The organism is Mesorhizobium sp. B4-1-4 (genome assembly GCF_006439395.2).
Taxonomy (GTDB): Bacteria; Pseudomonadota; Alphaproteobacteria; order Rhizobiales; family Rhizobiaceae; genus Mesorhizobium.
The window spans coordinates 4,324,799-4,347,328 of sequence record NZ_CP083950.1 but is presented as its reverse complement, the minus strand read 5'-3'; the positions used below and the strand labels follow the sequence as shown (position 1 = coordinate 4,347,328).

The window sequence follows — 22,530 nt, the reverse complement described above, 5'->3', positions numbered from 1 at the left end:
CGCGGGTTTGGCTAGGTCGGGTCCTCGCGGTGCAGATCGTGGATGGCGACGCCCTCGACATTGGTCGGCAGGGTCAGCCACTGGCGATGGCGCAAGGTGCGCTGCGTGTCCTCCAGGCCCATCTCCCAGTGCTCGCGCATCGAGGTGCCGGAGAATTCATAGTCCTTGGCGTGTCCCTCGTAGCCCTTGTGCTGGTAGATCAGGTGGACGATGTTGACAACGCCGGCGTCGGAATAGTCGGCGATCAGCTCCTTCTCGCCGTCTTTCAGCAATTCGGGAGGCACGCGCTTCAGCGCCTCGAGCAGCTTCATCTTGAGCGCGTGGATGCGCTGGAAATTGTCGGTGTTCTGGCGCGTGCGGCTGGAATACATGATGTCCTTGTGGCGCGACAGCACGTCGGCCATGCCGCGTGGCAGGACGCCGCGGGCGCTGAACAGATCGACCTGGAATACCAGCGAGGAGCGGTCCTCTTCCTGGTCGAGCAGATATTGCAGCGGCGTGTTGGAGACGATGCCGCCGTCCCAGTAATACTCGCCCTCGATACGGACCGACGGGAAGGCGGGAGGCAGCGCGCCGCTGGCCATGATGTGCTCGGGTCCGATGCGCACCTTGTCGGTGTCGAAATAGACGAAATTGCCGGTCCGGACATTGACCGCGCCGACGCTTAGCCGCTTCCTGCCGTCATTCAGGACATCGAAGTCGATCAGGCTCTCCAGCGTATCCTTCAGTTCGGCGGTGTCGTAGAAGCTGGTGGCGCCCTCGGCGCCGGTATGCTCGAACCAGGGATTGGGATTGCGCGGCTTGAAGAAGCCGGGCTGGCCCATGGTCATCGTCATCCACGAGGAGGTGCGGTTGCGGATGTCGCGGTAGATGTCGCCCTCCGGCGTATACGACCAGATCTTGCGGCCCGAGATCGTCTGCCAGAACTGCTCCAGCCGCTGCAGCCGGCGGCTGGACTCATTGCCGGCGATGATCGCGGCGTTGATGGCGCCGATCGACACGCCGGACAGCCAGCTCGGCTCGCAGCCGGCCTCGGCCAGCGCCTGGTAGACGCCGGCCTGGTAGGCGCCGAGCGCACCGCCGCCCTGGAACACCAGAGCGATGCGGTCGTATTGCGCCGAGATCTCCTCGATGGTGGCGGCGGCTTCCTTGTTTCGGTTGCGTTCAAGCACGAATTTTCTCCGGCAGGGTTGTGCTGTTTGCGAGCTGGCTGTAACCGGCAAGATAGTCGTGGACCACCTCGCCCAACCCGAGCGTCAGATCGGCTTTGAAGTGGATGGCGGACACGATGTCGAGCACCGGCAGCTTCGCCACGTCGGCCATGACGTGGGGCCGCAGATCGAGCGCGGCCGGCGCCGTCCAGGCTTCTTTCAGCGTGATATCGGTGAGGTAATAGCGCACCAGCTCGCAAATGCGCGGCGTGCCGTCCACATGCGGGATGATCTTGATCAGGAAATTGGGCGCGGCGAGCGAGGCAAGCACGGAAACGTGGTCAGCCTCGCGGTGCTTGTAGCCCATCGTGCCGGTGGCGCACAGAACGCTGCCATAGTGCAGCGTGCCGACGATCACCTCGCCCTCATGGACGATCTTAGGGTTGGCCAGCTTCTTTGGAAACCCCCACAGCTCGCGCCCGCCGGCGATCGGTGCGTCGTCGTCGAGATACATCGAATGGACGTAGCCGCCATGCTGGCCCTTGTACCGCACCGGGATGACCTGGCCGGTCTCGGTGTAATCGCCGAAGCCGGTCGAATCGGGCATGCGGATGAATTCGTACTTGACCAGCGGCTCGTCGATCTCCAGCGGCGCCGGCACGACGGCTTCGAGCGCCTCGCGCGTCGTGCGGTAGGTGATGATGATGTATTCGCGGTCGAAGAAACGGTAGGGGCCGGGCGGAAAAGACGGGTTGGTCAGCGGCATCGCATAGGCGCGCTTCAAGACATCGGCGATTTCCAAGCTGCACCCCCAAGATTTTGTCAGGTGAAGTTTCGTCAGGCGAATTGCGTTCAGGAATGACCGCGCGCGGGCGCACCGATTATGTTGCACGGCACCATGACAGTGCCGTGTCAGCCTGACGGCCGTGGTTCCGGACCGCCAGGAGCGGTGCCGGCGCTGTCGTCTGGCTGTAATCGCACCGACACATGGCTCTGTCATTGTCATGCTGCGACGCACAATTTATATCGTCCTATTCCCCTCCCACTTCGCGAGATCATCATGGGTTTCCTGTCCTCGAAGAATGCCCTCGTTACCGGTTCGACCAGCGGTATCGGCCTGGCCATCGCCCGTGCGTTCGCCGCCGAAGGCGCCAACGTCACCATCAACGGCCTTGGCGACGCCGCCGCGATCGAGCAGGAGCGCGCCGGCATCGAGAAGGATTTCGGCGTCAAGTGCCGCTACTCCGACGCCAATATGATGGACGGCGCGGCGGTGAGCGCAATGGTGCGTGACGCCGAGGAGGCGTTCGGCAGCCTCGACATCCTGGTCAACAATGCCGGCATCCAGCATGTCGCGCCGATCGAGGAATTCCCCGATGACAAGTGGGAAGCCATCATCCGCATCAATCTGCTCGCGGCCTTCTATGCCATCAAGGCGGTGGTGCCCGGCATGAAGGCGCGCAAATGGGGCCGCATCATCAACACGGCTTCCGCGCACGCGCTAGTCGCCTCGCCATTCAAGTCGGCCTATGTGTCGGCCAAGCACGGCATATCGGGCTTGACCAAGACTGTGGCCCTGGAAGTCGCGCAGGACGGCATCACCGTCAACGCCATCGCACCTGGCTACGTCTGGACGCCGCTGGTCGAGAAGCAGATACCCGACACGATGAAGGCGCGCGGCATGACCGAGGAACAGGTCAAGCATGATGTGCTGCTCGCCGCGCAGCCGACCAAGGAATTCGTCACCGTGGAAGAACTTGCGGCGCTGACGCTGTTCCTGTGCTCGGATTCCGCCAAGCAGATCACCGGCACCACACTGCCGATGGATGGCGGCTGGACGGCGCAGTAGCGCCGTCTGACTGGATCGCCAGCAATTCCCAATCGCCGCGGGATGATTGGAGTTGTTCGGCAGCGATGCGCCGTGACGAGTGACCGGCTAAAGAAGGGAGAGAGGAGAGGCTTTCCCTTCGAGCCGTCATCAATCCGTTACCTGGACCTCCTATTCGAGATACCCGGAGAACGCCTGCCTGCGTGCGGCAATGCACAGCTGTGCAAAAAAGGGACGTCGGCATGAGCTTCGACCGATGACGGGGGACAAGACCTCGGACAAGCTTCGCTCGGTCAGCGCGCTGCATGTGGCGCGCCAGGCCGGCGTGTCGCGTTCGGCGGTGTCACGTGCCTTCACGCCGGGCGCCAGCGTTGCCACGGAGACGCGCGAGAAGATCATGCGCGCGGCCGAGGAACTCGGCTATCAGGTCAACGATCTGGCGCGCGGCTTGCTCGCCAACCAGAGCCGGCTGGTGGGGCTGGTGGTGACCAAGCCGGAAGTCGGTTTTCGCGCCCATCTCGCCGCGGCGCTCACCAAGGCCCTGATTCATCGCGGCAATGTTCCTGCGATGATCAACACCGGCCAGACCGAACAGGAGCTGATATCGGCCCAGAAGACGCTGCTCGGCCATCGCGCCGAGGCGACCATCATCCTGTCCGGCTCGCCGCCATCATCCTTCTTCGAACTGGCGCGGCGCAACGGCCAGCCGCTTGTGGTGATCGGCCGTTCAGAACCGGAGGCCGATCACATCCAGACCGACGGCCGCGCGGCTGCGAAGCTGGCAGCGGCGCTGTTCGTCGCGCGCGGCATGACGAAGCTCGGCCTGGCGGGCTCGCTGTCGGGCACGCCCACCATCACCGAGCGCGAGGATGCGTTCCGCGCCGAGGCGGCGCGCCTGGGGGCCGAGGTCGTGATCGCGCGCGGCAGGGATACGGACTATGCCGGCGGACTGCAGGCGGGCAGGGCGCTGATCGACGGCCAGAGCCGGCCACAGGCAATCTTCTGCGTCAACGACCTCATTGCCTTCGGCGTCATGGACCATGCCCGTCAGGTCGGGCTCGACATCCCCGGCGATCTCAGCGTGATCGGCTTCGACGATGTCCCCGAGGCTAGCTGGCTTGCCTATCGGCTGACCACCTTCCGTCAGGACCCGGAGACGATGGCTGCCAGGGCCGTCGCATTGCTCGACCTGCGTCAACGGAAACCGGATATGGCGCCAATTCGCGAGCGTCTGGCCGTGCCGCTGGTCGTGCGCGGCAGTTTTGTCCCGCATCATGCGGACACACTTACAGACAGTTCCTCCTGAAGTCCCCAGGTCGATGCCCATGAAGATCATCCAACTCTCCGACCCGCATCTGATGGCGCCGGGCGGCTTACTCTACGGCTCCGATCCGCTCGCCGGACTGGACGCCTGCCTGGCGGATATCGGCGAAAACCACGCCGATGCCGATCTGGTGGTGATATCAGGCGACCTGACCAATGATGGCGAGCGCGCCGCCTATGCGGCGTTGCATGAGAGGCTGGCGCAATTTTCTCCGCCCTGCCGGCTGATGCTCGGCAACCACGACGACCGCGCGGTTTTCCTTGAAATGTTCCCCCATGCCGCCGAGCAAGGGTTCGTGCAGAGCGTTTTCGACGGCAGCGAAGGTCGGCTGATCCTGCTTGATACGCTGGACAGTGGCCAAGTCGAGGGCAGGCTGTGCGCCGCGCGTCTCGGCTGGCTCGACGAACGTCTGCAAGAGGCGCATGACCGGCCGGTCTTCCTGTTCATGCACCACCCGCCGTTCCGGATACACATGCCGGTGCTCGACGCGGTCAAGCTCGCCGACGCCGATACATTCCACGATCTCCTAGTCACCTGAATCTGAAGTTCGGTTCATTGTCTTCTGGCAGAAGCGCTTGACCGACGCGAGGATTTGGTCGGCGGATTTGACCCATTTGTATGGGGTCGGGTTCTCGTTGTGGGTTTCGATGAAGGCGTCGATATCAGCTTCCAGTTCTGCGGTGGAACGGTGTACGCCGCGCTGCAACTGCTTTCGCGTCAGCTCTGCGAACCACCGCTCGACCTGATTGATCCAGGATGCCGACGTTGGCGTGAAGTGAACATGCCAGTGTGGACGGCGCGCGAGCCAAGCCTTGATCCTCGGCGTCTTGTGGGTCGCATAGTTGTCCATCACCAGATGCACGTCCGGGCCATTGGGCATTTCGGTGTCGATCCGCTTCAGGAAGTCGAGGAATTCGGTGGCCCGGTGACGCTTGTAGCAATGACCTATCACCGCCCCCCAGTGGCAACATCGAGCGCGGCGAACAGAGAAGTCGTGCCGTTGCGAACATAAGTATGAGTACGCCGTTCGGCGACGCCCGGTGCCATAGGCAGAACCGGCTGCTCGCGATCCAATGCCTGGATTTGCGATTTCTCATCCACGCATAGCACGATCGCCCGGTCCGGTGGTGACATATAGAGGCCGACGATGTCCTGCACCTTATCAACGAAGAGCGGATCGGAGGAAAGCTTGAATGTCTCGGTACGATGCGGCTGCAGGCCAAACGCGGTCCAGATCCGACGGATGGTGGTATGAGAAAGGCCGCGGTCGGCTGCCATCGAACGGATGGACCAGTGCGTGGCATCCTTGGGAGTGGTGTTCAACGTACGCTCGACGACCTGAGCAACCTGGGCATCGGAGACAGTTCGCGGTCGACCGGTACGATATTCATCTGTCAGCCCTTCAATACCATCCTGTACGAACCGACGGCGCCACTTGCCAACCGTGTGCTCGTGAACACCCAGGCGTTCGGCAACGTCTTTGCTTTGCAAACCCTGCGCGCACAGCAAGACCATCCGGCATCGATCCGACAAGGAGCGCGGCGCCTTATGCCGGCGCACCTGAGATTCGAGGAAACCTCTATCCGCGTCGCTTAGAACGACAAGGTCCGCCTGCCTGCCAGCCATGAATCAAACTCCTGCTCTTGTGACAGAAGCCAAACAAAATGAAGCTTACTTTTGTTCCAGGGGACTAGCGCGCCATGGCAATGTCCGCCACATCTTCGCCGGCCATGTCCACCGGCTGATCGCCGGCAGCTGGCGCGGCATACCGGTCAGCACGCTGCGCAGCACCAACCACCAGACCGCGCTCGATTTTTCAGACAGCTGGCGGCTGGGCGAAGAAGCGCCCGCCTATGCCGTGATTTTCATCGATGCGGACGGGGTGATCGTGCATTTCCGAGAATTTCCGATAGCCGGACAACGCATGCCGCCAACAGGATCGGACGCCGACGGGTCAAACCCGTGGCATCCGGTTTTCCCGAGTGCCATTCCACACCTGCCGCAAGCCTCCGGAAGCCTAGGAAAGTCGCGTAATTCTGGACATTAGTCTTGACAGAAATACAGATGTTCAATACCCGTCAGGTGATTGAACAAGCCTGCAATGTGGGAGGAACGAGCGGTATGGCTTCCAATGTTTCATTGACGGGCCTTGCCCGTGATCTCGAAGAACGCGGCAAGTCGGGCAAGCCCATCCGTATCGGCCTGATCGGTTCCGGCGAAATGGGAACCGATATCGTCACCCGCGTCGCCCACATGTCCGGCATCGAGATCGGCGCGATTTCCGAATTGAACCTGCCCGCGGCCAGCAAGGCGGTGGACATCGCTTTCCAGGAAACCGGCCACGCGCGCGAGGTGTCGAACGCTTCGGCGATGACGGCCGCCATGGAGGCCGGCAAGGTGGCGGTGACAAACGACGCCAGCCTGGTCATCAACAATGATCTGATCGACGTCGTCATCGACGCGACGGGTGTCCCCGCGGTCGGCGCCGAGATCGGGCTGCGCGCCATGGAGCACGGCAAGCATCTGGTGATGATGAATGTCGAGGCCGACGTCACGATCGGCGCCTACCTCAAGAGCGAGGCTGACCGGCTTGGCGTCACCTATTCGCTGGGCGCCGGCGACGAGCCATCCTCCTGCATGGAGCTGATCGAATTCGTTTCGGCCATGGGCCATCCGATCGTCGCCGCCGGCAAGGGCAAGAACAATCCGCTCAACATCGACGCCACGCCGCCCGACTATGAGGAAGAGGCCAGGCGCCGGCACATGAATGTGCGCATGCTGGTCGAATTCGTCGACGGTTCGAAGACGATGGTCGAGATGGCGGCGATCGCCAATGCCACGGGGCTGGTGCCCGACAAGGCCGGCATGCATGGCCCGGCGGCAACGCTCGGCGAACTGAACAAGGTGCTGGTGCCGCAGAAGGATGGCGGCGTGCTGTCCAGGGTCGGCGTCGTCGACTACTCGATCGGCAAGGGCGTCGCGCCCGGCGTCTTCGTCGTCGCCGACATGTCGCATCCGCGTATCTCGGAGCGCATGGAAGATCTGAAGATGGGCAAGGGCCCATACTTCACCTTCCATCGCCCCTATCATTTGACGTCGCTGGAAGTGCCGCTGACCTGCGCTCGCGTCGTGCTCTACGGCAAGGCCGACATGGTGCCGCTGGCCAAGCCGGTGGCCGAGGTCTGCGCGGTGGCCAAGAAGGACATGCAGCCGGGCGAGAAGCTGGATGCGATCGGCGAATATTGCTACCGCGCCTGGATCATGACGGCGTCCGAGGCGCATGCCGCCAAGGCCATTCCGTGCGGCCTGCTGCAGGGCGGTTCGGTGACGGCGCCGATCAAGAAGGGCGAGCTCATCACCTACGCGAATGCCGCCCCGGCCGCAGGCTCCAAGATCGCCGAACTGCGCGCCCGCCAGGACAAGCTTGTCTACGGAACCGTGGGAGCCTGATCATGGCCGGAGCCAGCAAAGCCGTCGCGGACAGCCGCGCCAACCTGCCGTTCGTCTATCGCCAGTACAGCGCCGAACAGCTCAAGCAGGTGCTCTACAAGATGTACCTTATCCGCCGCTTCGAAGAGGGCGCCGAGGAAAGCTACATGCGTGGCCTGATCCACGGCACCATGCACCTGTCGATCGGCCAGGAAGCCAGCGCCATGGGCATCTGCATGCCGCTCGGCGAGGATGACCAGATCACCTCGACGCATCGCGGCCATGGCCACTGCATTGCCAAGGGTGCGGAGGTCAAGCGCATGTTCGCCGAGTTCTTCGGCAAGACCACCGGCTACTGCAAGGGGCGCGGCGGTTCGATGCATATTGCCGATGTCGCCAAGGGCAATCTCGGCGCCAACGGCATCGTCGGCGGCGGTATTCCGATTGCCGTCGGGGCGGCGCTCTCATCCAAGATGATGAAGACGGGCAAGGTCGTCGTCTCCTTCTTCGGGGACGGCGCCAACAATGAGGGCGCCTTCCACGAGGCGCTGAACATGGCGGCGGTGTGGAAGCTGCCAGTGATCTTCGTCTGCGAGAACAATGGCTACGGCATGTCGACATCGACGGCCCGCTCCACCGCGGTCAAGAACATCGCCGAACGCGCCGCCGCCTATTCGATGCCTGGCGTCATCGTCAACGGCAACATCTTCTCCGAAGTCGCCGAGGCATCGCACAAGGCCGTCGAGCGGGCGCGGGCGGGCGAGGGGCCGACGCTGATCGAATCCAAGACCTACCGCTATCGCGGCCATTCCAAGAGCGACCGCAACCGCTATCGCACCAAGGAGGAGATCGAGGACTGGATGTCGAACCGCGACCCGATCACGCTGTTCGAGAACGAGCTGCGCGAATTCGGCTTCATCGACGACAAGGGCATCGAGGCCATTCGCGAGGCGGTGGCGCGGGAAATCGCCGATGGCATCGAGTTCGCCAAGGTGAGCCCGTCGCCGGATGTGCGCGAGACCGGAAATTACGTGTATACGGAGCAGGCGTGATGGACGCGATGGTGCGTGAACTGAGCTACGCCCAGGCGATCCAGGAGGCGATGGCGATCGCCATGGACATGGACGAACGCGTCTTCCTGATGGGCGAGGACATCGGCGTCTATGGCGGCGCCTTCCAGGTGACGGGCGATCTTGTCGATCGCTTTGGCACCGAGCGGGTGATCGACACACCGATTTCGGAGCTGGGTGGCGCTGGCGTCGCGGTCGGTGCGGCGCTTACCGGCATGCGGCCGATCTTCGAGTTCCAGTTCTCCGATTTCGCCACGCTCGCCATGGAGCAGATCGTCAACCAGGCAGCCAAGATGCGTTTCATGCTGGGTGGTGAGGTTTCGGTGCCCGTGGTGATGCGCTTTCCCGCCGGCTCGGGTACGGGTGCCGCGGCACAGCACAGCCAGAGCCTCGAGGCCTGGCTCGGCCATGTGCCGGGCCTGAAGGTCATCCAGCCGGCGACACCCTATGATGCCAAGGGCATGCTCTTGGCGGCGGTCGCCGATCCCGATCCGGTGATGATCTTCGAGCACAAGCTGCTCTACAAGGCGAAAGGGCCGGTTCCCGAAGGCTATTACACGGTGCCGATCGGCAAGGCCGACATCCGACGCGAGGGCCGGGACCTGACCATCGTCGCCACTTCCATCATGGTGCAGAAGGCGCTCCACGCCGCCGTGACGCTGGAAGCTGAAGGCATTGACGTCGAAGTCGTCGACCTGAGGACCATCCGGCCGATGGACAAGCAGACCGTCATCGACAGCGTCAAGAAGACGTCGCGGCTGATGTGCGTCTACGAGGCGGTCAAGACGCTGGGCATCGGCGCCGAGGTCAGCGCCATAATCGCCGAAAGCGAGGCGTTCGACTATCTCGACGCGCCGATCGTGCGGCTGGGCGGCGCCGAGACGCCGATCCCCTACAATCCGGAGCTGGAAAAGGCCACGGTGCCGCAGGTTCCTGACATCATCACCGCCGCGCGCGACCTGGTGAAAGGGGTTCGCTGAGAAATGGCGACCGAAGTCATTCTTCCCAAGGTCGACATGGACATGGCGACCGGACAGATCTCGCGTTGGTTCGCTACGGAAGGCCAGCAGGTCAAGAAGGGCGACGTGCTGTTCGAGATCGAGACTGACAAGGCGGCGATGGAGATCGACGCGCCGGCCAGCGGCATCCTGCGCGATGTCACCGGCCGGGAAGGCGTCGATATTCCGGTCGGCGCGCCGGTGGCCTGGATCTATGCCGACGGCGAGGCTTATGGGGACAAGCAGGACGTGGCGGCAGTCTCCCCCCTCGTGGGGGAGATGTCGACGAAGTCGATAGAGGGGGTCGCTTCAGGAGGCTCCTCCATGGCGTCGAGCACTGCCATTGTGCCGAGTCCGGTCGAACCGACCCCACCCGACCGGCCTGCGGCCGGCCACCCTCCCCTCGAGGGGGAGGGGAGAACCCGCGCTACGCCTCTTGCCCGCCGCCTTGCCCGTGAGGCGGGTTTGAGCCTCTCCGCCATATCAGGCTCGGGTCCCTATGGCCGCGTAACGAAGGCCGATGTCGAAGCGGCGATCTCCTCCCCCCTCGAGGGGGAGGTGTCCGCGAAGCGGACGGAGGGGGTCGCCGCAGAAGGCACCGCCCCTTCATCGAGCGCCGCCTTTGCGCCGAGCCCGGTCGGGTCGACCCCACCCGACCGGCCTTTGGCCGGCCACCCTCCCCTCAAGGGAGAGGGGGACGTGCTGCGTCTCTTCGAGGAAGGCTCCTACGAACTCGTCCCGCATGACAATATGCGCAAGACCATCGCGCGGCGGCTGGTCGAGGCCAAGACCACCATCCCGCATTTCTACCTGACGCTCGATTGCGAACTCGACGCGCTGCTGGCGCTACGCTCGCAGCTCAATGCGGCGGCACCGACAAGGAAGACCGATAAGGGTGAAGCACCCGCCTACAAGCTCTCGGTCAACGACATGGTGATCAAGGCCATGGCCATGGCCTTGAAGGCGGTGCCGGATGCCAATGCCTCGTGGACCGAGAGCGCCATGGTCAAGCACAGGCATGCCGATGTCGGCGTTGCCGTGTCGATCCCGGGCGGGCTGATCACGCCGATCATCCGCAGGGCCGACGAAAAGACGCTGTCCACCATCTCCAACGAGATGAAGGATCTGGCCAGCCGTGCCCGCAGCCGCAAGCTGAAGCCCGAAGAGTATCAGGGCGGCACCACGGCGGTGTCGAACCTCGGCATGTTCGGCATCAAGGACTTCGCCGCAGTGATCAACCCGCCGCATGCGACGATCCTGGCGGTGGGTGCCGGCGAGGAGCGGGCGGTGGTCAGGAATGGCGAGATCAAAATCGCCACGGTGATGTCGGTGACGCTGTCGACCGACCATCGGGCCGTCGATGGAGCGCTGGGTGCGGAACTGCTCGTCGCCTTCAAACGGCTGATCGAAAACCCGATGGGCATGCTGGTCTAGCAATTCCAGGAAAAGGCGCAGCGGTTTTCCTGGAATTGCGCGCGTCGCCGGCCAGGCGGCGTCAGTTGCAACGGATCGTCGAGCCGCGCCTGTCTCCGGGGCGCGGCCCTGCCAGTGCCCATCCAGATCACCAAGCTGTCAGCGGTTAAATTAAACCAATCCGATGGCTATGCTTGAAGCCGCCGCTATTTCATTCCACATCGGTCAGCATGAAGGACGAGACACGAGAGTGGCGTCGGAATTTGCTATGGGGCTTGTCCGCATCGCTGGTCCTGCATGCGCTCATCGCAGCGCTCCTGGTCTACAGCCTGCCGAGGCCTCCCCAACAGCCGCAGCAGGAGCAACCGGTAAACATCGCGATCGTCCCTCCGCCCGATCAGCCCAAACCGAAACCTGCCCCTGCGCCGTCGCCAAAGGAAAAGCCGCCGGAACCGAAGGTTGAAAAGCCGCCCGAGCAGAAGGTCGATAAGCCGCCTCCGCCGGAACAGCAGCCGCGCAAGCCCTCGCCAATCGAGGTGCTGAAACCTGTTTTTCAGTTCGGCGCCAAGGACACCGGCCCCAGGAAATCCCTGGACGGGGCCAGCGCTCAGGACAACTCGCCGTCGCCGGCCGAGGATTCGAAGCCGCCTGTCGCGCCGAAGGATGCAGAGAACAAATCCGCCGCGTCGGCAGCCCCCGAAGAGCGGACAGATTCAGCCAAGGCCAGCGAGAAGTCGATAACCGCGCCGAAGGATGCTGAGCCCGCACAGGAGAAGCAGGCAACTTCAACCCAGGACCCAGCTAAACAGCAGGCTGACAAGCAAGAGACGGAAGCACACGATGCCGGCAAGCAGACAGCGACGGCACCAACGCCGTTGGCTGCCGCTGGCGGCGACGGCGAGATCGAGCTTCCCACATCGGCGGAAGCGCCTACGCCCAAACCCGCAGACGCGCCGAAGCCCAATCCGGCAAAGGTTTCGAAGTCCCGAAGCGGGAGCGCCGGGAGGCCAAGTTCCAAGGACGCAGCCGTTGCTGCATCGCCGAGTTACTCGGGTCTTCCGGGTGTTCGCAGCCTCTATTCGCAGGGCGCGACCGGTGATGCGCTGGCCATGACCGCAATGGATGGCATGCCTCGCGGTCAGCGTGCTGCCAGACTTTGCGCCAGCGCGTTGGACCAGCAATTGGTGGACGCCTCTTATTTTCCCGACTTGATCCCAAGTGTTCCGCTGAAGGCCGGCAATATTCTCGACGCCCCGGATGTCGCTTTCCGCACACCTACAAAATGGTACCATCTGAGCTTCCGGTGCGAGGTCGACCCCGATGCGACGAGGGTCTTGTCCTTCACCTTCCGTGTCGGGCCTGCGATCCCGCCCGAAGAATGGACCCGCCTTGGACTGCCTAACCGGTAACGGATCAGGCCGGCACACCGAGCCCGGATAGTTGCCGGCTAACTTCCTGCCAGTCGGCGCAGACGAAGTCGGCTCCGGCCGCTTTCAGTCGCGCGCCGTGCTCGGCATAGGTGTGGCCGCCACCGGTGTAGCCGATCGCCGTCATGCCGGCGGCGACCGCGCCCTGGATGCCGAAGGGCGAATCCTCGATGACGATGCAATCGGCCGGGTTGGCGCCCATTTTTGCCGCGGCGAACAAGAAGATGTCCGGCGCAGGCTTGCCGTTCTTGACCATCGAGGAACTGTAGATCGCATCGCCGAAGAAGCGGGCCAGTCCGGTCACCGCGAGGCTGTGGTTTATGCGCTCGACCGAAGACGACGATGCCACGCAGCGATCGCCGGTGAGCGCCGTGAGAAAGGCGGAAATTCCGGACGTTGGTTTCAACTCCTCGGAAAACAGGACCTTGGTTTCGGCCCAGATGTCGCCGTCAGCCGCCGCCGGAAATTGATGGCCGGTCAATTCCTTGATCCTGACGATGATGTCCGACTGCTTCATGCCGATGCACTGGGCGATGATGCCGCCGTGGACACCGGGCATGCCGTGCTTTTCATAGACCCGCTTATAAGCTTGGGCCGCCAGCGGCTCGCTATCGACGAGAACGCCGTCGCAATCGAAAATGATAGGCCTTGGTCGCGCCACGCGCTTGTCTCCTCAAGTCAGATTCGCACATCGCTATCGGCAAAAAGTCAAATGTTCAATAGCGCGGTGGTTTGAGGCGTTTGAGAACGAAACCGGAGGGCGGTCAAAGCCGGCGCAACGCATCGCTGGCGCGGGAGGAGCCGAGCGCCCGTTGCATGGCTTGCCGTGACTGTGCGCGGTCCGGCGTGATCCAGTTCGGCTCGGCGCCGAGGAAGCGGTCGAGGAAAGCCACCGCATAGGCCGGCATCTCGGTCACGTTCTCGCGATAGGACCACCAGGTGCGCAGATCGTCGGCGCATTTGTCGATGCTGGGTGCTGAGCCGAACTCCTGCTCGTAGATGGCTGAAATCGCAGAGACGCAATAGTTGGTGTAGACGAAGCCCTCCGGCCAGAAGCGGATGATCTCCAGCGTGCTGGCATTCTGCTCTGTTTCGGTCAGTTCCGCGAGGCCGGAGATTTCCCTGGCCGGCGCCTGCTTTATCAGTTCGCGCAACACGAGGCCGGCGGCAAAGACGATAAAGTCGGCGCGGTCGACTTCGGCGAAGCGCTTTTGCGCTTCCATGATCTCGACCCAATCGAGAAAGGCCCGGGTAAGCTTCGCCTCGTCGATCTCGAAACGCACGCCGAACGTGTCCGAAACCACCTTGGCGCTGCCGCGGAAGGTGGCGCGGAACCAGCGCAACTGCCGCAACCTGTGGCGCAGGTCGGGCATAAGGGCCAGTTCGTCCCTGAAGGGCAGTTCCATTGCATGCATCCCGTTTGGTTACAGGCTAGCACAGCCGTGCCGCCGCCGAAATCGGCCTGCGGCCCTGTGGATGAGCTGATGCGGTCAATATCATACATATTGACATTCGCGGAAACAAATGTTCTCACTTTGCTGTTGTCGCACATCGGTCCAAGGTGCGCTTCGACGAAGACTTCGGGAGGAGAACCGAATGGCGATTTGGCAGTGGGGACTGCTTCTGCTGGTTATTGTGTGGGCGCTGCAGTCGCTCGGCGTCTGGCTGCAGATGCGGCACTATTCGGATGTCTTCCGCGGTGTCACCGACCAATACAAGGATGGCTTCGTCGGCGCCGGCAATTTTCGCGGCCGGTTGGCCAAGGGGACCATCGCGCTCGTCGTGGTGACGCCCGACCTGATCGTGCGCCGCATGATGGTGATGAGCGGGCGATCCGTCTTCACGAAATTCAAGCGACATGAAGAATTCGAGGGTGCTCCCCTCGATCGACTCCGGTCCAACCCTGCGATCATGGGGGAGGGGGAACCCGGTGTGGCCGAGGCCGTGAAACGGGCGATCGAACAGATCGACAAAGCACGGTCAGAGCCGGGGAAGAAGCCGGGCCTGTCCGGCTTGAATGTAGCAAGGGCTTAGTAGCAAGGACTTAGAGGACGCCGCGCACCGACTGGGCTCAACCGGCGGGCGGCATAAGGAGGAGAAATGTCTGTATTTTCGTTGTTGGCGCAGCATGCCGACATGGCCGTGCACAATCTGCATGTCGCGGGTGCCATGGTCTCGGATGCTGCTTTGCATGGCAAGCTCGCCGTCGAGCATGCTTCCGACCATCTCGTAGTTCTGGCGCAGGCGCAGACCGACAGCGCGCCGGTCACCGCCGATCAGCTGAAGGAACAGCTGAAAAACGTGCAGCAGGAGGAGCAGCTTGGCTGGCTGACTGCCATCGGCAAGTACTTCATCGGCATCTTCCAGAAGGGCGGCGAGGTTTTCGCCGGGTTCGTCACCGGCATCATCCCGACACTTGTCGTGCTGATGACGGCCTTCTACGCCGTCACCGAACTGGTCGGCGAAGAGCGTGTCCACGGCCTGGCGCGCGGCGCCGGCCGCATCGCGCTGACCCGCTATACCGTGCTGCCGCTGCTAGCGGTGTTCTTCCTCACCAACCCGATGGCCTACACCTTCGGCTCGTTCCTGGAAGAAAAGCACAAGCCCGCCTTCTACGACGCTGCCGTATCCTACGTGCACCCGCCGCTCGGCCTTTTCCCGCACATCAACCCTGGCGAATATTTCGTCTGGGGCGGCATGCTCGTGGCCTTGCTCGACCTTGAGAAACGGGGCGTCGTCGTCGCCGGCTACCACGTCAAGGTGGCGATCTGGTACGCCATCGTCGGCCTCGTCGTCATCCTGCTCAAGGGCATGCTGACCGAGCGCATCACCGCCATAATGGCACGCCGCCAGGGCGTCGAGCTGTAAGGGCGGGGAGGACATCATGGCCAAGACATACAAAGCCGTAAAGATCTCCCGGGGCTCCACAGGTTGGGGCGGTCCGCTCGTCATCGAGCCGACCGAGCAGCGCAACAAGGTCGTCTCCGTCACCGGCGGCGGCATCCACCCGGTGGCGCAGCTCATCGCCGATATGACCGGCGCAGAGGCCGTCGACGGCTTCAAGGCACCGCCGATCGAAGGCGAGATGGCTGTCGTCGTCGTCGACTGCGGCGGCACCGCCCGGTGCGGCGTCTATCCGCGCAAGCGCATCCCGACCGTCAATCTGACGCCGGTCGGACAGGCTGGGCCGCTCGCCCAGTTCATCACGGAGGACATCTACGTTTCGGGCGTGAAGCCGGCCAACGTCACAATGGCGGACGGATCCGAGGCGGTCACCACTGCGGGGGGAGCAGCATCGATGAGTTCAAGCAACACCAAAGCGGCCGCGACGCAGCCGCTGCCGAGCGAAGGCGGGTTGATCGGCTTCATCAGCACGATCGGCCGCGCCATGGGCCGTGTGGTCGGCATCTTCTTCAATGCCGGCCGCCGCACGATCGACCAGGTGGTGCGCAACGTGCTGCCGTTCATGGCCTTCGTGACCATGCTCATCGGCCTGATCCTCTACACCGGCATCGGCGACGTGCTGGCGCAGCCGATGGGTCCGCTGGCCAACAACATCGTCGGCCTGCTGGTCATATCGGCCATCTGCGGCCTGCCGTTCCTGTCGCCCATCCTCGGGCCAGGCGCTGTCATCGCGCAGGTCATCGGTGTTGCCATCATCGGCCCGCAGATCGCCAACGGCACGATTTCGCCGGCAATGGCCCTGCCGGCGCTGTTTGCCTACAACACCCAGGTGGGCTGCGACTTCGTGCCCGTCGGCCTGGCGCTCGGTGAAGCCAAGCCGAAGACGATCGAAATCGGCGTGCCGGCGGTGCTCATCAGCCGCCAGATCATGGGCCCGGTCTCGGTGTTGATTGCCTGGGTCGTCAGCCTGATCGTGTTTTAAAGAGAGTAAGGAAATGAGGTTCGCCACATGACGGTTCTGTTGAGAACACGGGTCACTTCCATCGGGCCCGAAGTGGCGGACCTTGCCGAAGGGGGCGTGGTCATCCTGTTCGCGGATGGCTCGCCGCCGGAGCTTGCCGAAGTCTCCGTCCTGCACAAGACGGAGCAGGAACCAAGTGACGGGGCGCCTCCCAAGGGCGCTTCGATCACCGTCGGTCCGGTTTCAGCCGTTATAACAGCGGTTGGCTCCAGCGCCTGGAGCAAGGTGCTCGAAATGGGCCACGTCGTCATCTCGTTCAACGGCGCCACCGAGGCCGAGAGGCCGGGCGAGATCTGCGCTTCGCAAGTCGACACTGAAGCGCTCGTGGCCGCCCTGAAGACAGGCGCGATCATCACCATCGCCGCCTGACAGCACGCGCCGCGGCCTATCTGGTCTCAGCGCCAGAGCAATTCCGGGAAAAGTGTGAAAAGGTTTTCCGTCCGGATTCGCGTCAAAACAAAGAGTTAGAGCAGTTCGCCGTTCCCTTGAAACGCCGAAACTGCTCTAGAAAAAGCAGAGTATTTGCCATGGAACGCTCGACCATCGTCAGAGTGCATGAAGGTTTACACGCCCGTCCCGCCACGCGGTTCGTCAAGCTCGCCAAGGGTTTCGAATCCGATGTCGAGCTGGTCAAGGACGGCAAGGCGGTCAGCGCCAAGAGTTCGGTCAAGCTGATGCTGCTGGCGGTCAAGGAAAACCAGGAAGTTACCGTGCGGGCGAACGGCGCCGACGCCATCGAAGCTATCGAGGCGCTGATCGGCTATCTCGAGAACCCCAAGGCGGGTCTTGACGATGAAGCGGAAACGCAGAGCCCGGCGAATGATGCCGGGCAGGAAGCGGCACCCGCGCCAGCGCCCCAATCGGCAACTTCCGCACCTGGCCAGACAAATGGCCTGCGCGGTGTCGCCGCAAGCGAGGGCGTCGCGATCGGCCCGGCCTTCGCGCATTTCCCGCCGGAGATCGCCGGGCAGGGCCGCATGCTGCAGGCCGACGAGATCGCCGCTGAGATCGACAGGTTCCGCGCCGCCGTCGCCGCCGTCCAGGCGCGTATGGACCGGGCCCTGGCGCAGGACAGCCTGTCGGCCGGCGACCGAGGCATCGTCGCGGCGCTTCGCGATATCGCCGCCGACGATAGCCTGACCGGCGAGGCCGAGAAGGCGATCAAGGGCGGTAATGACGCGGTCTCGGCCGTTATCACCGCCGCGTCCACCATCGCCGCCGATTTCAGCGCCGTCGATGATCACTATCTCAATGCGCGGGCGGACGATGTCCATGCGGTCGGACGGCAGATCTGCCTGGTGCTGCTCGGGCAGGACGATGTCAGCCTCGAAAACATCCCCGAGGGCGCCATTCTCATCGCCGACGACATCGGCGCCTGGGACCTGGCGCGCGCTCCCTTGAAACGCATCGGCGGCGTTGTGTGCGGCCATGGCGGCGCCACTTCGCATATCGCCATCATCGCCCGCTCACACGGCATCCCGGCGGTGCTGGGCCTTGGCGACCAGGTCAATGCCTTGCGTTCGGCACATGAAGTGGCGCTCGACGGCAACACCGGGCATGTGATCATCGATCCCGACGCGGCGACGCGCGCCGACTTCGCCGGCCGCGTCGAAGCGGCTGCAAAGGAGCGTGCCGGCCTGACCGCCTTCAAGACGGTGACGCCGAAACGCGCCGACGGAAGGGTTATCGAGGTCGCGGCCAATATCGGCTCGCTCGAGGAAATCGAGGCGGCCCAGGAGGCCGGCGCCATGGGTGTCGGCCTTTTCCGCACCGAGCTTCTGTTCATGCGCCATATGCACCTTCCCTCGGAAGATATGCAGGCTGAGACTTATGCGGCGCTGGCCAAGGCCTTCGCGCCCTATCCTGTCATCGTGCGCACGCTCGACATCGGCGGTGACAAGCCGATCGCCGGCATCGAGTTTCCCGACGAGGAGAACCCCTTCCTCGGCTGGCGCGGCATCCGCATGTGCCTCGACCGGCCCGATATCTTCAAGCGCCAGCTCAGGGCGCTGCTGCGGGCAGCCGCGCATGGCAACGTCAAGGTGATGCTGCCGATGGTCGCCGACATTGACGAGGTGAGGCGGACAAGGGTGCTGATCGATGAATGCGCCGCCGAACTGAAGGCGGAAGGCGTGCCATATGCGACGTTCGATCTCGGCGTGATGATCGAGACCCCGGCGGCGGTGCTGATCGCGCCGGCGCTGGCCAAGGAGGTGGCTTTCTTCTCGATCGGCACCAATGACCTGACCCAATACATCATGGCCGCCGACCGGCTCAATCCGACAGTGGCGAAGCTCAACGACGTCACCAATCCGGCCGTCATGTCGGCGATCGAGCTGACGGCAAAAGCCGGTATTTCGGCAGGCATCATGGTGGGTATGTGCGGCGAGGCGGCGGGCCGGCCGGATCTGATCCCGGCCTTCATCAAGATGGGCCTGACCGAGCTTTCGATGAGCCCGGCCTCGATCCAGCGCGCCAAGAAAACGATCACGGCCATGGTGGCCGGGGAATAGAGTTCCGGAACCGCTGCTGGAGCTTACGGCAAGTGGGCAAGCAAGGTGGCGAAGACAGGTGTCAGTTCCTCGACCGGGCTTGCCTTGGCGCAGGCCTGGACGATCCGGTCGTGACGGATATCGGCGGCCAGGATCGCGATCTCAAGTATGTCCGGCTCCGGCGCGCCGTCGCGGCCGGTTGTCGCCAGGCCGCAGGCCAGAACGACCGGCGCCAGGCAGCTGATCTCGAGTGCCCGGCCGCCGACCGCAGCCGTTTCCGGCGCGGCTTCGCCAAAGTGGACCGGATGCTGGTTGAGCAACGCGACCAGCAGCGCAGCGCAGGTCGATGCAATTGCTTGCAGTCCCGCACCCGGGGCGGCCAGGGCGGTCAACAGATCGCCATGGCGTTTGCGCATGGCGGCGTGGGCAGCGGCAAAATCGGCTTCATGGATGCGGGCATGGTCTATTTTCAACCCGGCGAGCACCGCCTTGGTCAGATAGTACATGTCGCGCCGGAACATGCGCTCGGCGCCCAGCTGCCGCTCTTCGTTCCCGGTCGGGAAATAGGTGCCAAGGCCCTTTACGGTCGTGCCGTCCACATTGATCGGACGCTCATGCGGGACAAAGGATTCGGCGATCGACAGCGCTTCGTCGAAGGCGCTCGCGGCATGGCTGAGCAGGCCTTCGATGCCCTTGCCCGGAAACGGCGGCAAATGGCTGGTGGCTTCGCGCAGGATGCTGGCGTCGCCGCTGCCGTCATGACGGCTCTGGCGGATGATGTCGCGGATTTCCCGCAGCCGGTCCTTCAAGTTGACGCGGACGTCTTCGGAGATCTGGCGCAACATCGCGGTTTGCCTCGAAAGTGCAGTGGAGGGCCGCCAGCAAGGGCCGGCCACACACTCTACATCGTTCCTATCGATTGGTAGATCAATAGGCGATACTAGACCAGCATGCAGAATCGGCGACGGCGCATGCGCCCGGTGCCGCGCGGGAGGTTCATTTGGGCAGGCGACGACAAACCGACGAGGGGCGGGCAGGGGCCGAAGCGACCGAGCAGGTCGTCAATGAAAGCCGAACGGACCGCCTTAGGATTCGGGCCGCCTGGATGTATTTCGTCGAGCAGATGACGCAGAACGAGATCGCCGACGTGCTCGGCGTCGGCCGCGTCACCATCGTGCGCATGCTGGCGGAGGCGCGCTCGCGCAACGAGGTGAAGATCACCATCGAGAGCGAATTGTCGGAGATCGTGCGGCTGGAGCGCGCGCTGGAGCGCACGTTCGGCCTGCAGCAGGCGCTGGTGGCGCCGCTCACTGCCCCCAATGCCGATCCGATCCCCGCGATCAGCGCCAGGACCGGTATTTTCCTGTCCGACACGATGAAGTCAGGCATGCGCGTCGGCGTTGGCTGGGGCCGGACATTGTTGTCAAGCCTGCCGTTCATCAGCGCCAAATCGCTCACCGATTTCAAGGTCATTTCGCTGCTGGGCGGCGTCGGCGTCGCGCGGCGTTACAACCCGGCGGAGTTCGCCTGGCGTTTCGCCCAGGTCTTCCAGGGCGACGGCTACCTGATACCCACGCCCGCCGTCGTCGACAGTGTCGAAACCAAGATCGCGCTTGTCGAACGATGCGGCCTGCAGGAAATTTTCGAGATGGCCGACACGCTCGATGCCGTGCTGCTCTCGATCGGCGGCATTGCCTCGGCGACCACCTTCTATCGCGGTGGCTTCCTCAAGGAGGCGGAGCGCGAGGCGCTGGTGTCGCGCGGGGCTGTCGGCGATCTGTTGTTCCATTTCTTCGACCGCAATGGCGATCTGGTCGATCATCCGATCAACAGCCTGGTGATGTCGGTGGATGTCGACCGGCTGCGCAAGGCGCCGATCCGCATCCTGACCTCCGGCGGCGAGGAGAAGATCGAAGCTCTGCTCGGTGCCATGAACCTGATAGCGCCGACAATCCTGATCACCGATGAGGAGAGCGCAAGGCGCATGCTCGAGGCGGCCAGCGAGAGCTGAAGGCGCCGAGGTGCAGTCCGGCTAGTGGTTTTAGCGGTGCACGCATTGCTCCCGTCATGTGCATCGGCTATCCGACCTCTCGGACAGATGAAGCAAACGGAGCCCGGCATGACAAACAAGACGATCCTTAAATTTGGCGCGGTGGAGCACGCGGAAGCTGGCGATCTACCCGGCTGGATCGCGGTCGAAGGCAGACCGACCATGCAAACCGCCGTCCAGCACACGACAGAGGACGGCAAGGTGATGTCGGGAACCTGGCGGGCGACGCCCGGCACCTATCACGCGACCTACACCGACTATGAGTTCGTGCATATGATCGCCGGCCGCGTCATCATCACCCCCGACGGCGGCACGCCCGTCGAGGTCGGCCCCGGCGACGCCTTCGTCGTGGAAGCCGATTTCAAGGGTACCTGGAAGATCATCGAACCGGTGACCAAGCACTTCGTGGTCAGGGTCGGCTGAGGCGGCCCGATCGGCTTCGAGACATGAAGAAGCCCGTCATGGTTTGCCATAGCGGGCTTTTTCTTTGCCTCATTCGTTTCGAGAGGTTGCTTCAGTGCCCCGTTCAACGACCGGATGCTCGCGTTGAAGCCAAGTCTGACTCCTGGTCGCGTTCAGTAGGTTGATAACGCCTCCTCCGTTTCCGTGGTTCAGGAAGAACGGACTGCATTCGGAGGCCGCGAGCAGACATGAGGAGGCGCCGCCGCGGCGGGACGCACCGGACGCAGCAAGTAAACGCTCGGTCGAGCGATTGTAGCAGGTCAACTGAAGGGACTATGGCGCCGGTTGGTGCGGCCATCAGACCGGCCTGTCGACCTGCTTTGTCTCAACTCCTGAACAGGGCTCTAAGCTTGGCAAAGACACCGTCATTCATGGCGGCCCGCACACCAAGTGCGACCCATCCGGCCTTCATCGTCGCACCGACATGACAATGGCAAACGATGCGATGCAATTGCCAGTTGGACAGTTCAAAAAAACGCCGCGCCGCGCCGTAGGTGTCGTCTTCAAGGCCCTGCGCCCGCAGGATCGGATCTTCGAACGCAATGCTGATCGGCGATGCCAGGCAATGCGCTTCGTTGCGCTCCCTGGCACTCATGTATTCGGTGCCGGGAAGCGCGCTCAGGCATCGTTCCGGTTGGCGCTCGAGGAGATTTGCCCAGCGCTCCAGGCGCTGTCTGCGCGTCATTGTTGGAAATTCCGCGTTCACCTCTGCGATAACGTTCAGTTGTTCGAGTGTCTGGTGTTTCATGGTCAAGCTCCTGTTGAGCCAGATTGTCCTCATTTTCCGAGATAACGACAGGCCCGGTCGCCATCGCCACGCTTCTGAACCCCGCTTTCTCGCCAAAGTTCCATGGTGTCGATAAAATGAATGTCACTGCGGCCAGGTCTGGGGGATTCCCCTGGCACGAAAGGCTGTCGACGCCTGGATCATCGCGCCACAAGTTCTGGAACGGCGGGGCTC

The 22,530-nt window shown here is 63.3% G+C and carries 23 protein-coding genes and 1 pseudogene; 16 read left to right on the top strand and 8 right to left on the bottom strand.

All coding sequences use genetic code 11. The features are described 5' to 3' along the window. Positions 1 to 11 precede the first annotated feature (11 nt). Positions 12 to 1,172, bottom strand: coding sequence for a patatin-like phospholipase family protein (locus FJW03_RS20850; protein WP_140765894.1), 1,161 nt, complete (start codon positions 1,170 to 1,172; stop codon positions 12 to 14). After that, the gene (locus FJW03_RS20845; RefSeq protein WP_140765892.1) at positions 1,165 to 1,953 is read right to left on the bottom strand and encodes an acetoacetate decarboxylase; all 789 of its coding nucleotides are present in this window, start codon (positions 1,951 to 1,953) and stop codon (positions 1,165 to 1,167) included. The genes FJW03_RS20850 and FJW03_RS20845 overlap by 8 nt, the downstream gene beginning before the upstream one ends. A 258-nt stretch (positions 1,954 to 2,211) precedes the next feature. On the opposite strand from FJW03_RS20845, the gene FJW03_RS20840 reads away from it, so the two are divergent. The 3 genes from FJW03_RS20840 (at position 2,212) to FJW03_RS20830 (ending at position 4,841) form a co-directional block, all read left to right on the top strand. Then, entirely contained in the window at positions 2,212 to 3,000 is a 789-nt protein-coding gene (locus tag FJW03_RS20840) for a 3-hydroxybutyrate dehydrogenase (RefSeq protein WP_140765890.1), read from the top strand. 235 nt (positions 3,001 to 3,235) lie between these two features. Next, positions 3,236 to 4,285, top strand: a complete 1,050-nt coding sequence (locus tag FJW03_RS20835) for a LacI family DNA-binding transcriptional regulator (protein WP_226890419.1) — start codon at positions 3,236 to 3,238, stop codon at positions 4,283 to 4,285. 19 nt (positions 4,286 to 4,304) lie between these two features. Continuing rightward, the gene (locus FJW03_RS20830) at positions 4,305 to 4,841 is read left to right on the top strand and encodes a metallophosphoesterase (RefSeq protein WP_226890418.1); all 537 of its coding nucleotides are present in this window, start codon (positions 4,305 to 4,307) and stop codon (positions 4,839 to 4,841) included. On the opposite strand, the gene FJW03_RS30415 is transcribed toward FJW03_RS20830, so the two are convergent. Both FJW03_RS30415 and FJW03_RS30410 read right to left on the bottom strand, forming a co-directional pair. Then, a complete protein-coding gene (locus FJW03_RS30415; protein WP_413466512.1) occupies positions 4,830 to 5,378 on the bottom strand; it encodes an IS630 family transposase in 549 nt (182 codons plus the stop codon). The genes FJW03_RS20830 and FJW03_RS30415 overlap by 12 nt on opposite strands. Continuing rightward, positions 5,360 to 5,818 (bottom strand): annotated as a pseudogene (locus FJW03_RS30410) (IS630 family transposase); the annotation flags it as partial. The gene FJW03_RS30415 and the pseudogene FJW03_RS30410, both read right to left, overlap by 19 nt. Before the next feature lie 109 nt (positions 5,819 to 5,927). On the opposite strand from FJW03_RS30410, the gene FJW03_RS20820 reads away from it, so the two are divergent. The 6 genes from FJW03_RS20820 (at position 5,928) to FJW03_RS20795 (ending at position 12,622) form a co-directional block, all read left to right on the top strand. Further along, positions 5,928 to 6,350, top strand: a complete 423-nt coding sequence (locus tag FJW03_RS20820; RefSeq protein ID WP_226890417.1) for a hypothetical protein — start codon at positions 5,928 to 5,930, stop codon at positions 6,348 to 6,350. Between the two features lie 74 nt (positions 6,351 to 6,424). Continuing rightward, positions 6,425 to 7,753: an NAD(P)H-dependent oxidoreductase gene (locus FJW03_RS20815; protein WP_140764518.1), complete on the top strand. Its 1,329-nt coding sequence runs from the start codon at positions 6,425 to 6,427 to the stop codon at positions 7,751 to 7,753. Positions 7,754 to 7,755: 2 nt separating this feature from the next. Next, positions 7,756 to 8,784, top strand: a complete 1,029-nt coding sequence (locus FJW03_RS20810) for a thiamine pyrophosphate-dependent dehydrogenase E1 component subunit alpha (protein WP_140764515.1) — start codon at positions 7,756 to 7,758, stop codon at positions 8,782 to 8,784. Next, on the top strand, positions 8,784 to 9,782 hold the full coding sequence (locus FJW03_RS20805; protein WP_140764512.1) for an alpha-ketoacid dehydrogenase subunit beta: 999 nt from the start codon (positions 8,784 to 8,786) through the stop codon (positions 9,780 to 9,782). The genes FJW03_RS20810 and FJW03_RS20805 overlap by 1 nt, the downstream gene beginning before the upstream one ends. Positions 9,783 to 9,785: 3 nt before the next feature. Beyond that, complete coding sequence (locus tag FJW03_RS20800) at positions 9,786 to 11,234, top strand: pyruvate dehydrogenase complex dihydrolipoamide acetyltransferase (protein WP_140764509.1); 1,449 nt, start codon at positions 9,786 to 9,788, stop codon at positions 11,232 to 11,234. A gap of 209 nt (positions 11,235 to 11,443) precedes the next feature. Further along, complete coding sequence (locus FJW03_RS20795) at positions 11,444 to 12,622, top strand: DUF930 domain-containing protein (protein ID WP_140764507.1); 1,179 nt, start codon at positions 11,444 to 11,446, stop codon at positions 12,620 to 12,622. Positions 12,623 to 12,626: 4 nt separating this feature from the next. Here FJW03_RS20795 and FJW03_RS20790 read toward each other — a convergent pair whose 3' ends face one another. Then, entirely contained in the window at positions 12,627 to 13,301 is a 675-nt protein-coding gene (locus tag FJW03_RS20790; RefSeq protein ID WP_140764504.1) for an HAD family hydrolase, read from the bottom strand. A gap of 103 nt (positions 13,302 to 13,404) precedes the next feature. Beyond that, on the bottom strand, positions 13,405 to 14,046 hold the full coding sequence (locus FJW03_RS20785) for a hypothetical protein (RefSeq protein WP_140764501.1): 642 nt from the start codon (positions 14,044 to 14,046) through the stop codon (positions 13,405 to 13,407). A 190-nt stretch (positions 14,047 to 14,236) separates the two neighbouring features. Here FJW03_RS20785 and FJW03_RS20780 point away from each other — a divergent pair, with 190 nt between their 5' ends. The 5 genes from FJW03_RS20780 (at position 14,237) to ptsP (ending at position 19,078) form a co-directional block, all read left to right on the top strand. Then, positions 14,237 to 14,674, top strand: a complete 438-nt coding sequence (locus FJW03_RS20780; RefSeq protein WP_140764498.1) for a transcriptional regulator GutM — start codon at positions 14,237 to 14,239, stop codon at positions 14,672 to 14,674. 66 nt (positions 14,675 to 14,740) lie between these two features. Continuing rightward, positions 14,741 to 15,508, top strand: coding sequence for a PTS glucitol/sorbitol transporter subunit IIC (locus FJW03_RS20775; RefSeq protein WP_140608745.1), 768 nt, complete (start codon positions 14,741 to 14,743; stop codon positions 15,506 to 15,508). 16 nt (positions 15,509 to 15,524) lie between these two features. Next, the gene (locus FJW03_RS20770) at positions 15,525 to 16,526 is read left to right on the top strand and encodes a PTS glucitol/sorbitol transporter subunit IIB (RefSeq protein ID WP_140691622.1); all 1,002 of its coding nucleotides are present in this window, start codon (positions 15,525 to 15,527) and stop codon (positions 16,524 to 16,526) included. A gap of 27 nt (positions 16,527 to 16,553) precedes the next feature. Further along, positions 16,554 to 16,934, top strand: coding sequence for a PTS glucitol/sorbitol transporter subunit IIA (locus FJW03_RS20765; RefSeq protein ID WP_140764495.1), 381 nt, complete (start codon positions 16,554 to 16,556; stop codon positions 16,932 to 16,934). Between the two features lie 158 nt (positions 16,935 to 17,092). Further along, positions 17,093 to 19,078: a phosphoenolpyruvate--protein phosphotransferase gene (gene ptsP / locus FJW03_RS20760; protein WP_140764492.1), complete on the top strand. Its 1,986-nt coding sequence runs from the start codon at positions 17,093 to 17,095 to the stop codon at positions 19,076 to 19,078. A gap of 23 nt (positions 19,079 to 19,101) precedes the next feature. Here ptsP and FJW03_RS20755 read toward each other — a convergent pair whose 3' ends face one another. Beyond that, the gene (locus FJW03_RS20755) at positions 19,102 to 19,902 is read right to left on the bottom strand and encodes a hypothetical protein (protein WP_140764489.1); all 801 of its coding nucleotides are present in this window, start codon (positions 19,900 to 19,902) and stop codon (positions 19,102 to 19,104) included. Between the two features lie 155 nt (positions 19,903 to 20,057). On the opposite strand from FJW03_RS20755, the gene FJW03_RS20750 reads away from it, so the two are divergent. Both FJW03_RS20750 and FJW03_RS20745 read left to right on the top strand, forming a co-directional pair. Next, positions 20,058 to 21,068: a sugar-binding transcriptional regulator gene (locus tag FJW03_RS20750; protein ID WP_140764486.1), complete on the top strand. Its 1,011-nt coding sequence runs from the start codon at positions 20,058 to 20,060 to the stop codon at positions 21,066 to 21,068. Between the two features lie 108 nt (positions 21,069 to 21,176). Continuing rightward, positions 21,177 to 21,530, top strand: coding sequence for a cupin domain-containing protein (locus tag FJW03_RS20745; RefSeq protein ID WP_140764483.1), 354 nt, complete (start codon positions 21,177 to 21,179; stop codon positions 21,528 to 21,530). Between the two features lie 364 nt (positions 21,531 to 21,894). Here FJW03_RS20745 and FJW03_RS20740 read toward each other — a convergent pair whose 3' ends face one another. Continuing rightward, complete coding sequence (locus FJW03_RS20740; protein WP_140608731.1) at positions 21,895 to 22,317, bottom strand: hypothetical protein; 423 nt, start codon at positions 22,315 to 22,317, stop codon at positions 21,895 to 21,897. Positions 22,318 to 22,530 lie beyond the last annotated feature (213 nt).

What these genes read in the sequence shown, in the direction of transcription:
- FJW03_RS20840 (WP_140765890.1), top strand. Translation starts at nt 2,212, where the DNA reads ATGGGTTTCCTGTCCTCGAAGAATGCCCTCGTTACCGGTTCGACCAGC.
- FJW03_RS20835 (WP_226890419.1), top strand. Translation starts at nt 3,236, where the DNA reads ATGACGGGGGACAAGACCTCGGACAAGCTTCGCTCGGTCAGCGCGCTG.
- FJW03_RS20830 (WP_226890418.1), top strand. Translation starts at nt 4,305, where the DNA reads ATGAAGATCATCCAACTCTCCGACCCGCATCTGATGGCGCCGGGCGGC.
- FJW03_RS20820 (WP_226890417.1), top strand. Translation starts at nt 5,928, where the DNA reads ATGAATCAAACTCCTGCTCTTGTGACAGAAGCCAAACAAAATGAAGCT.
- FJW03_RS20815 (WP_140764518.1), top strand. Translation starts at nt 6,425, where the DNA reads ATGGCTTCCAATGTTTCATTGACGGGCCTTGCCCGTGATCTCGAAGAA.
- FJW03_RS20810 (WP_140764515.1), top strand. Translation starts at nt 7,756, where the DNA reads ATGGCCGGAGCCAGCAAAGCCGTCGCGGACAGCCGCGCCAACCTGCCG.
- FJW03_RS20805 (WP_140764512.1), top strand. Translation starts at nt 8,784, where the DNA reads ATGGACGCGATGGTGCGTGAACTGAGCTACGCCCAGGCGATCCAGGAG.
- FJW03_RS20800 (WP_140764509.1), top strand. Translation starts at nt 9,786, where the DNA reads ATGGCGACCGAAGTCATTCTTCCCAAGGTCGACATGGACATGGCGACC.
- FJW03_RS20795 (WP_140764507.1), top strand. Translation starts at nt 11,444, where the DNA reads ATGAAGGACGAGACACGAGAGTGGCGTCGGAATTTGCTATGGGGCTTG.
- FJW03_RS20785 (WP_140764501.1), bottom strand. Translation starts at nt 14,046, where the DNA reads ATGGAACTGCCCTTCAGGGACGAACTGGCCCTTATGCCCGACCTGCGC.
- FJW03_RS20780 (WP_140764498.1), top strand. Translation starts at nt 14,237, where the DNA reads ATGGCGATTTGGCAGTGGGGACTGCTTCTGCTGGTTATTGTGTGGGCG.
- FJW03_RS20775 (WP_140608745.1), top strand. Translation starts at nt 14,741, where the DNA reads ATGTCTGTATTTTCGTTGTTGGCGCAGCATGCCGACATGGCCGTGCAC.
- FJW03_RS20770 (WP_140691622.1), top strand. Translation starts at nt 15,525, where the DNA reads ATGGCCAAGACATACAAAGCCGTAAAGATCTCCCGGGGCTCCACAGGT.
- FJW03_RS20765 (WP_140764495.1), top strand. Translation starts at nt 16,554, where the DNA reads ATGACGGTTCTGTTGAGAACACGGGTCACTTCCATCGGGCCCGAAGTG.
- ptsP (WP_140764492.1), top strand. Translation starts at nt 17,093, where the DNA reads ATGGAACGCTCGACCATCGTCAGAGTGCATGAAGGTTTACACGCCCGT.
- FJW03_RS20755 (WP_140764489.1), bottom strand. Translation starts at nt 19,902, where the DNA reads ATGTTGCGCCAGATCTCCGAAGACGTCCGCGTCAACTTGAAGGACCGG.
- FJW03_RS20745 (WP_140764483.1), top strand. Translation starts at nt 21,177, where the DNA reads ATGACAAACAAGACGATCCTTAAATTTGGCGCGGTGGAGCACGCGGAA.
- FJW03_RS20740 (WP_140608731.1), bottom strand. Translation starts at nt 22,317, where the DNA reads ATGAAACACCAGACACTCGAACAACTGAACGTTATCGCAGAGGTGAAC.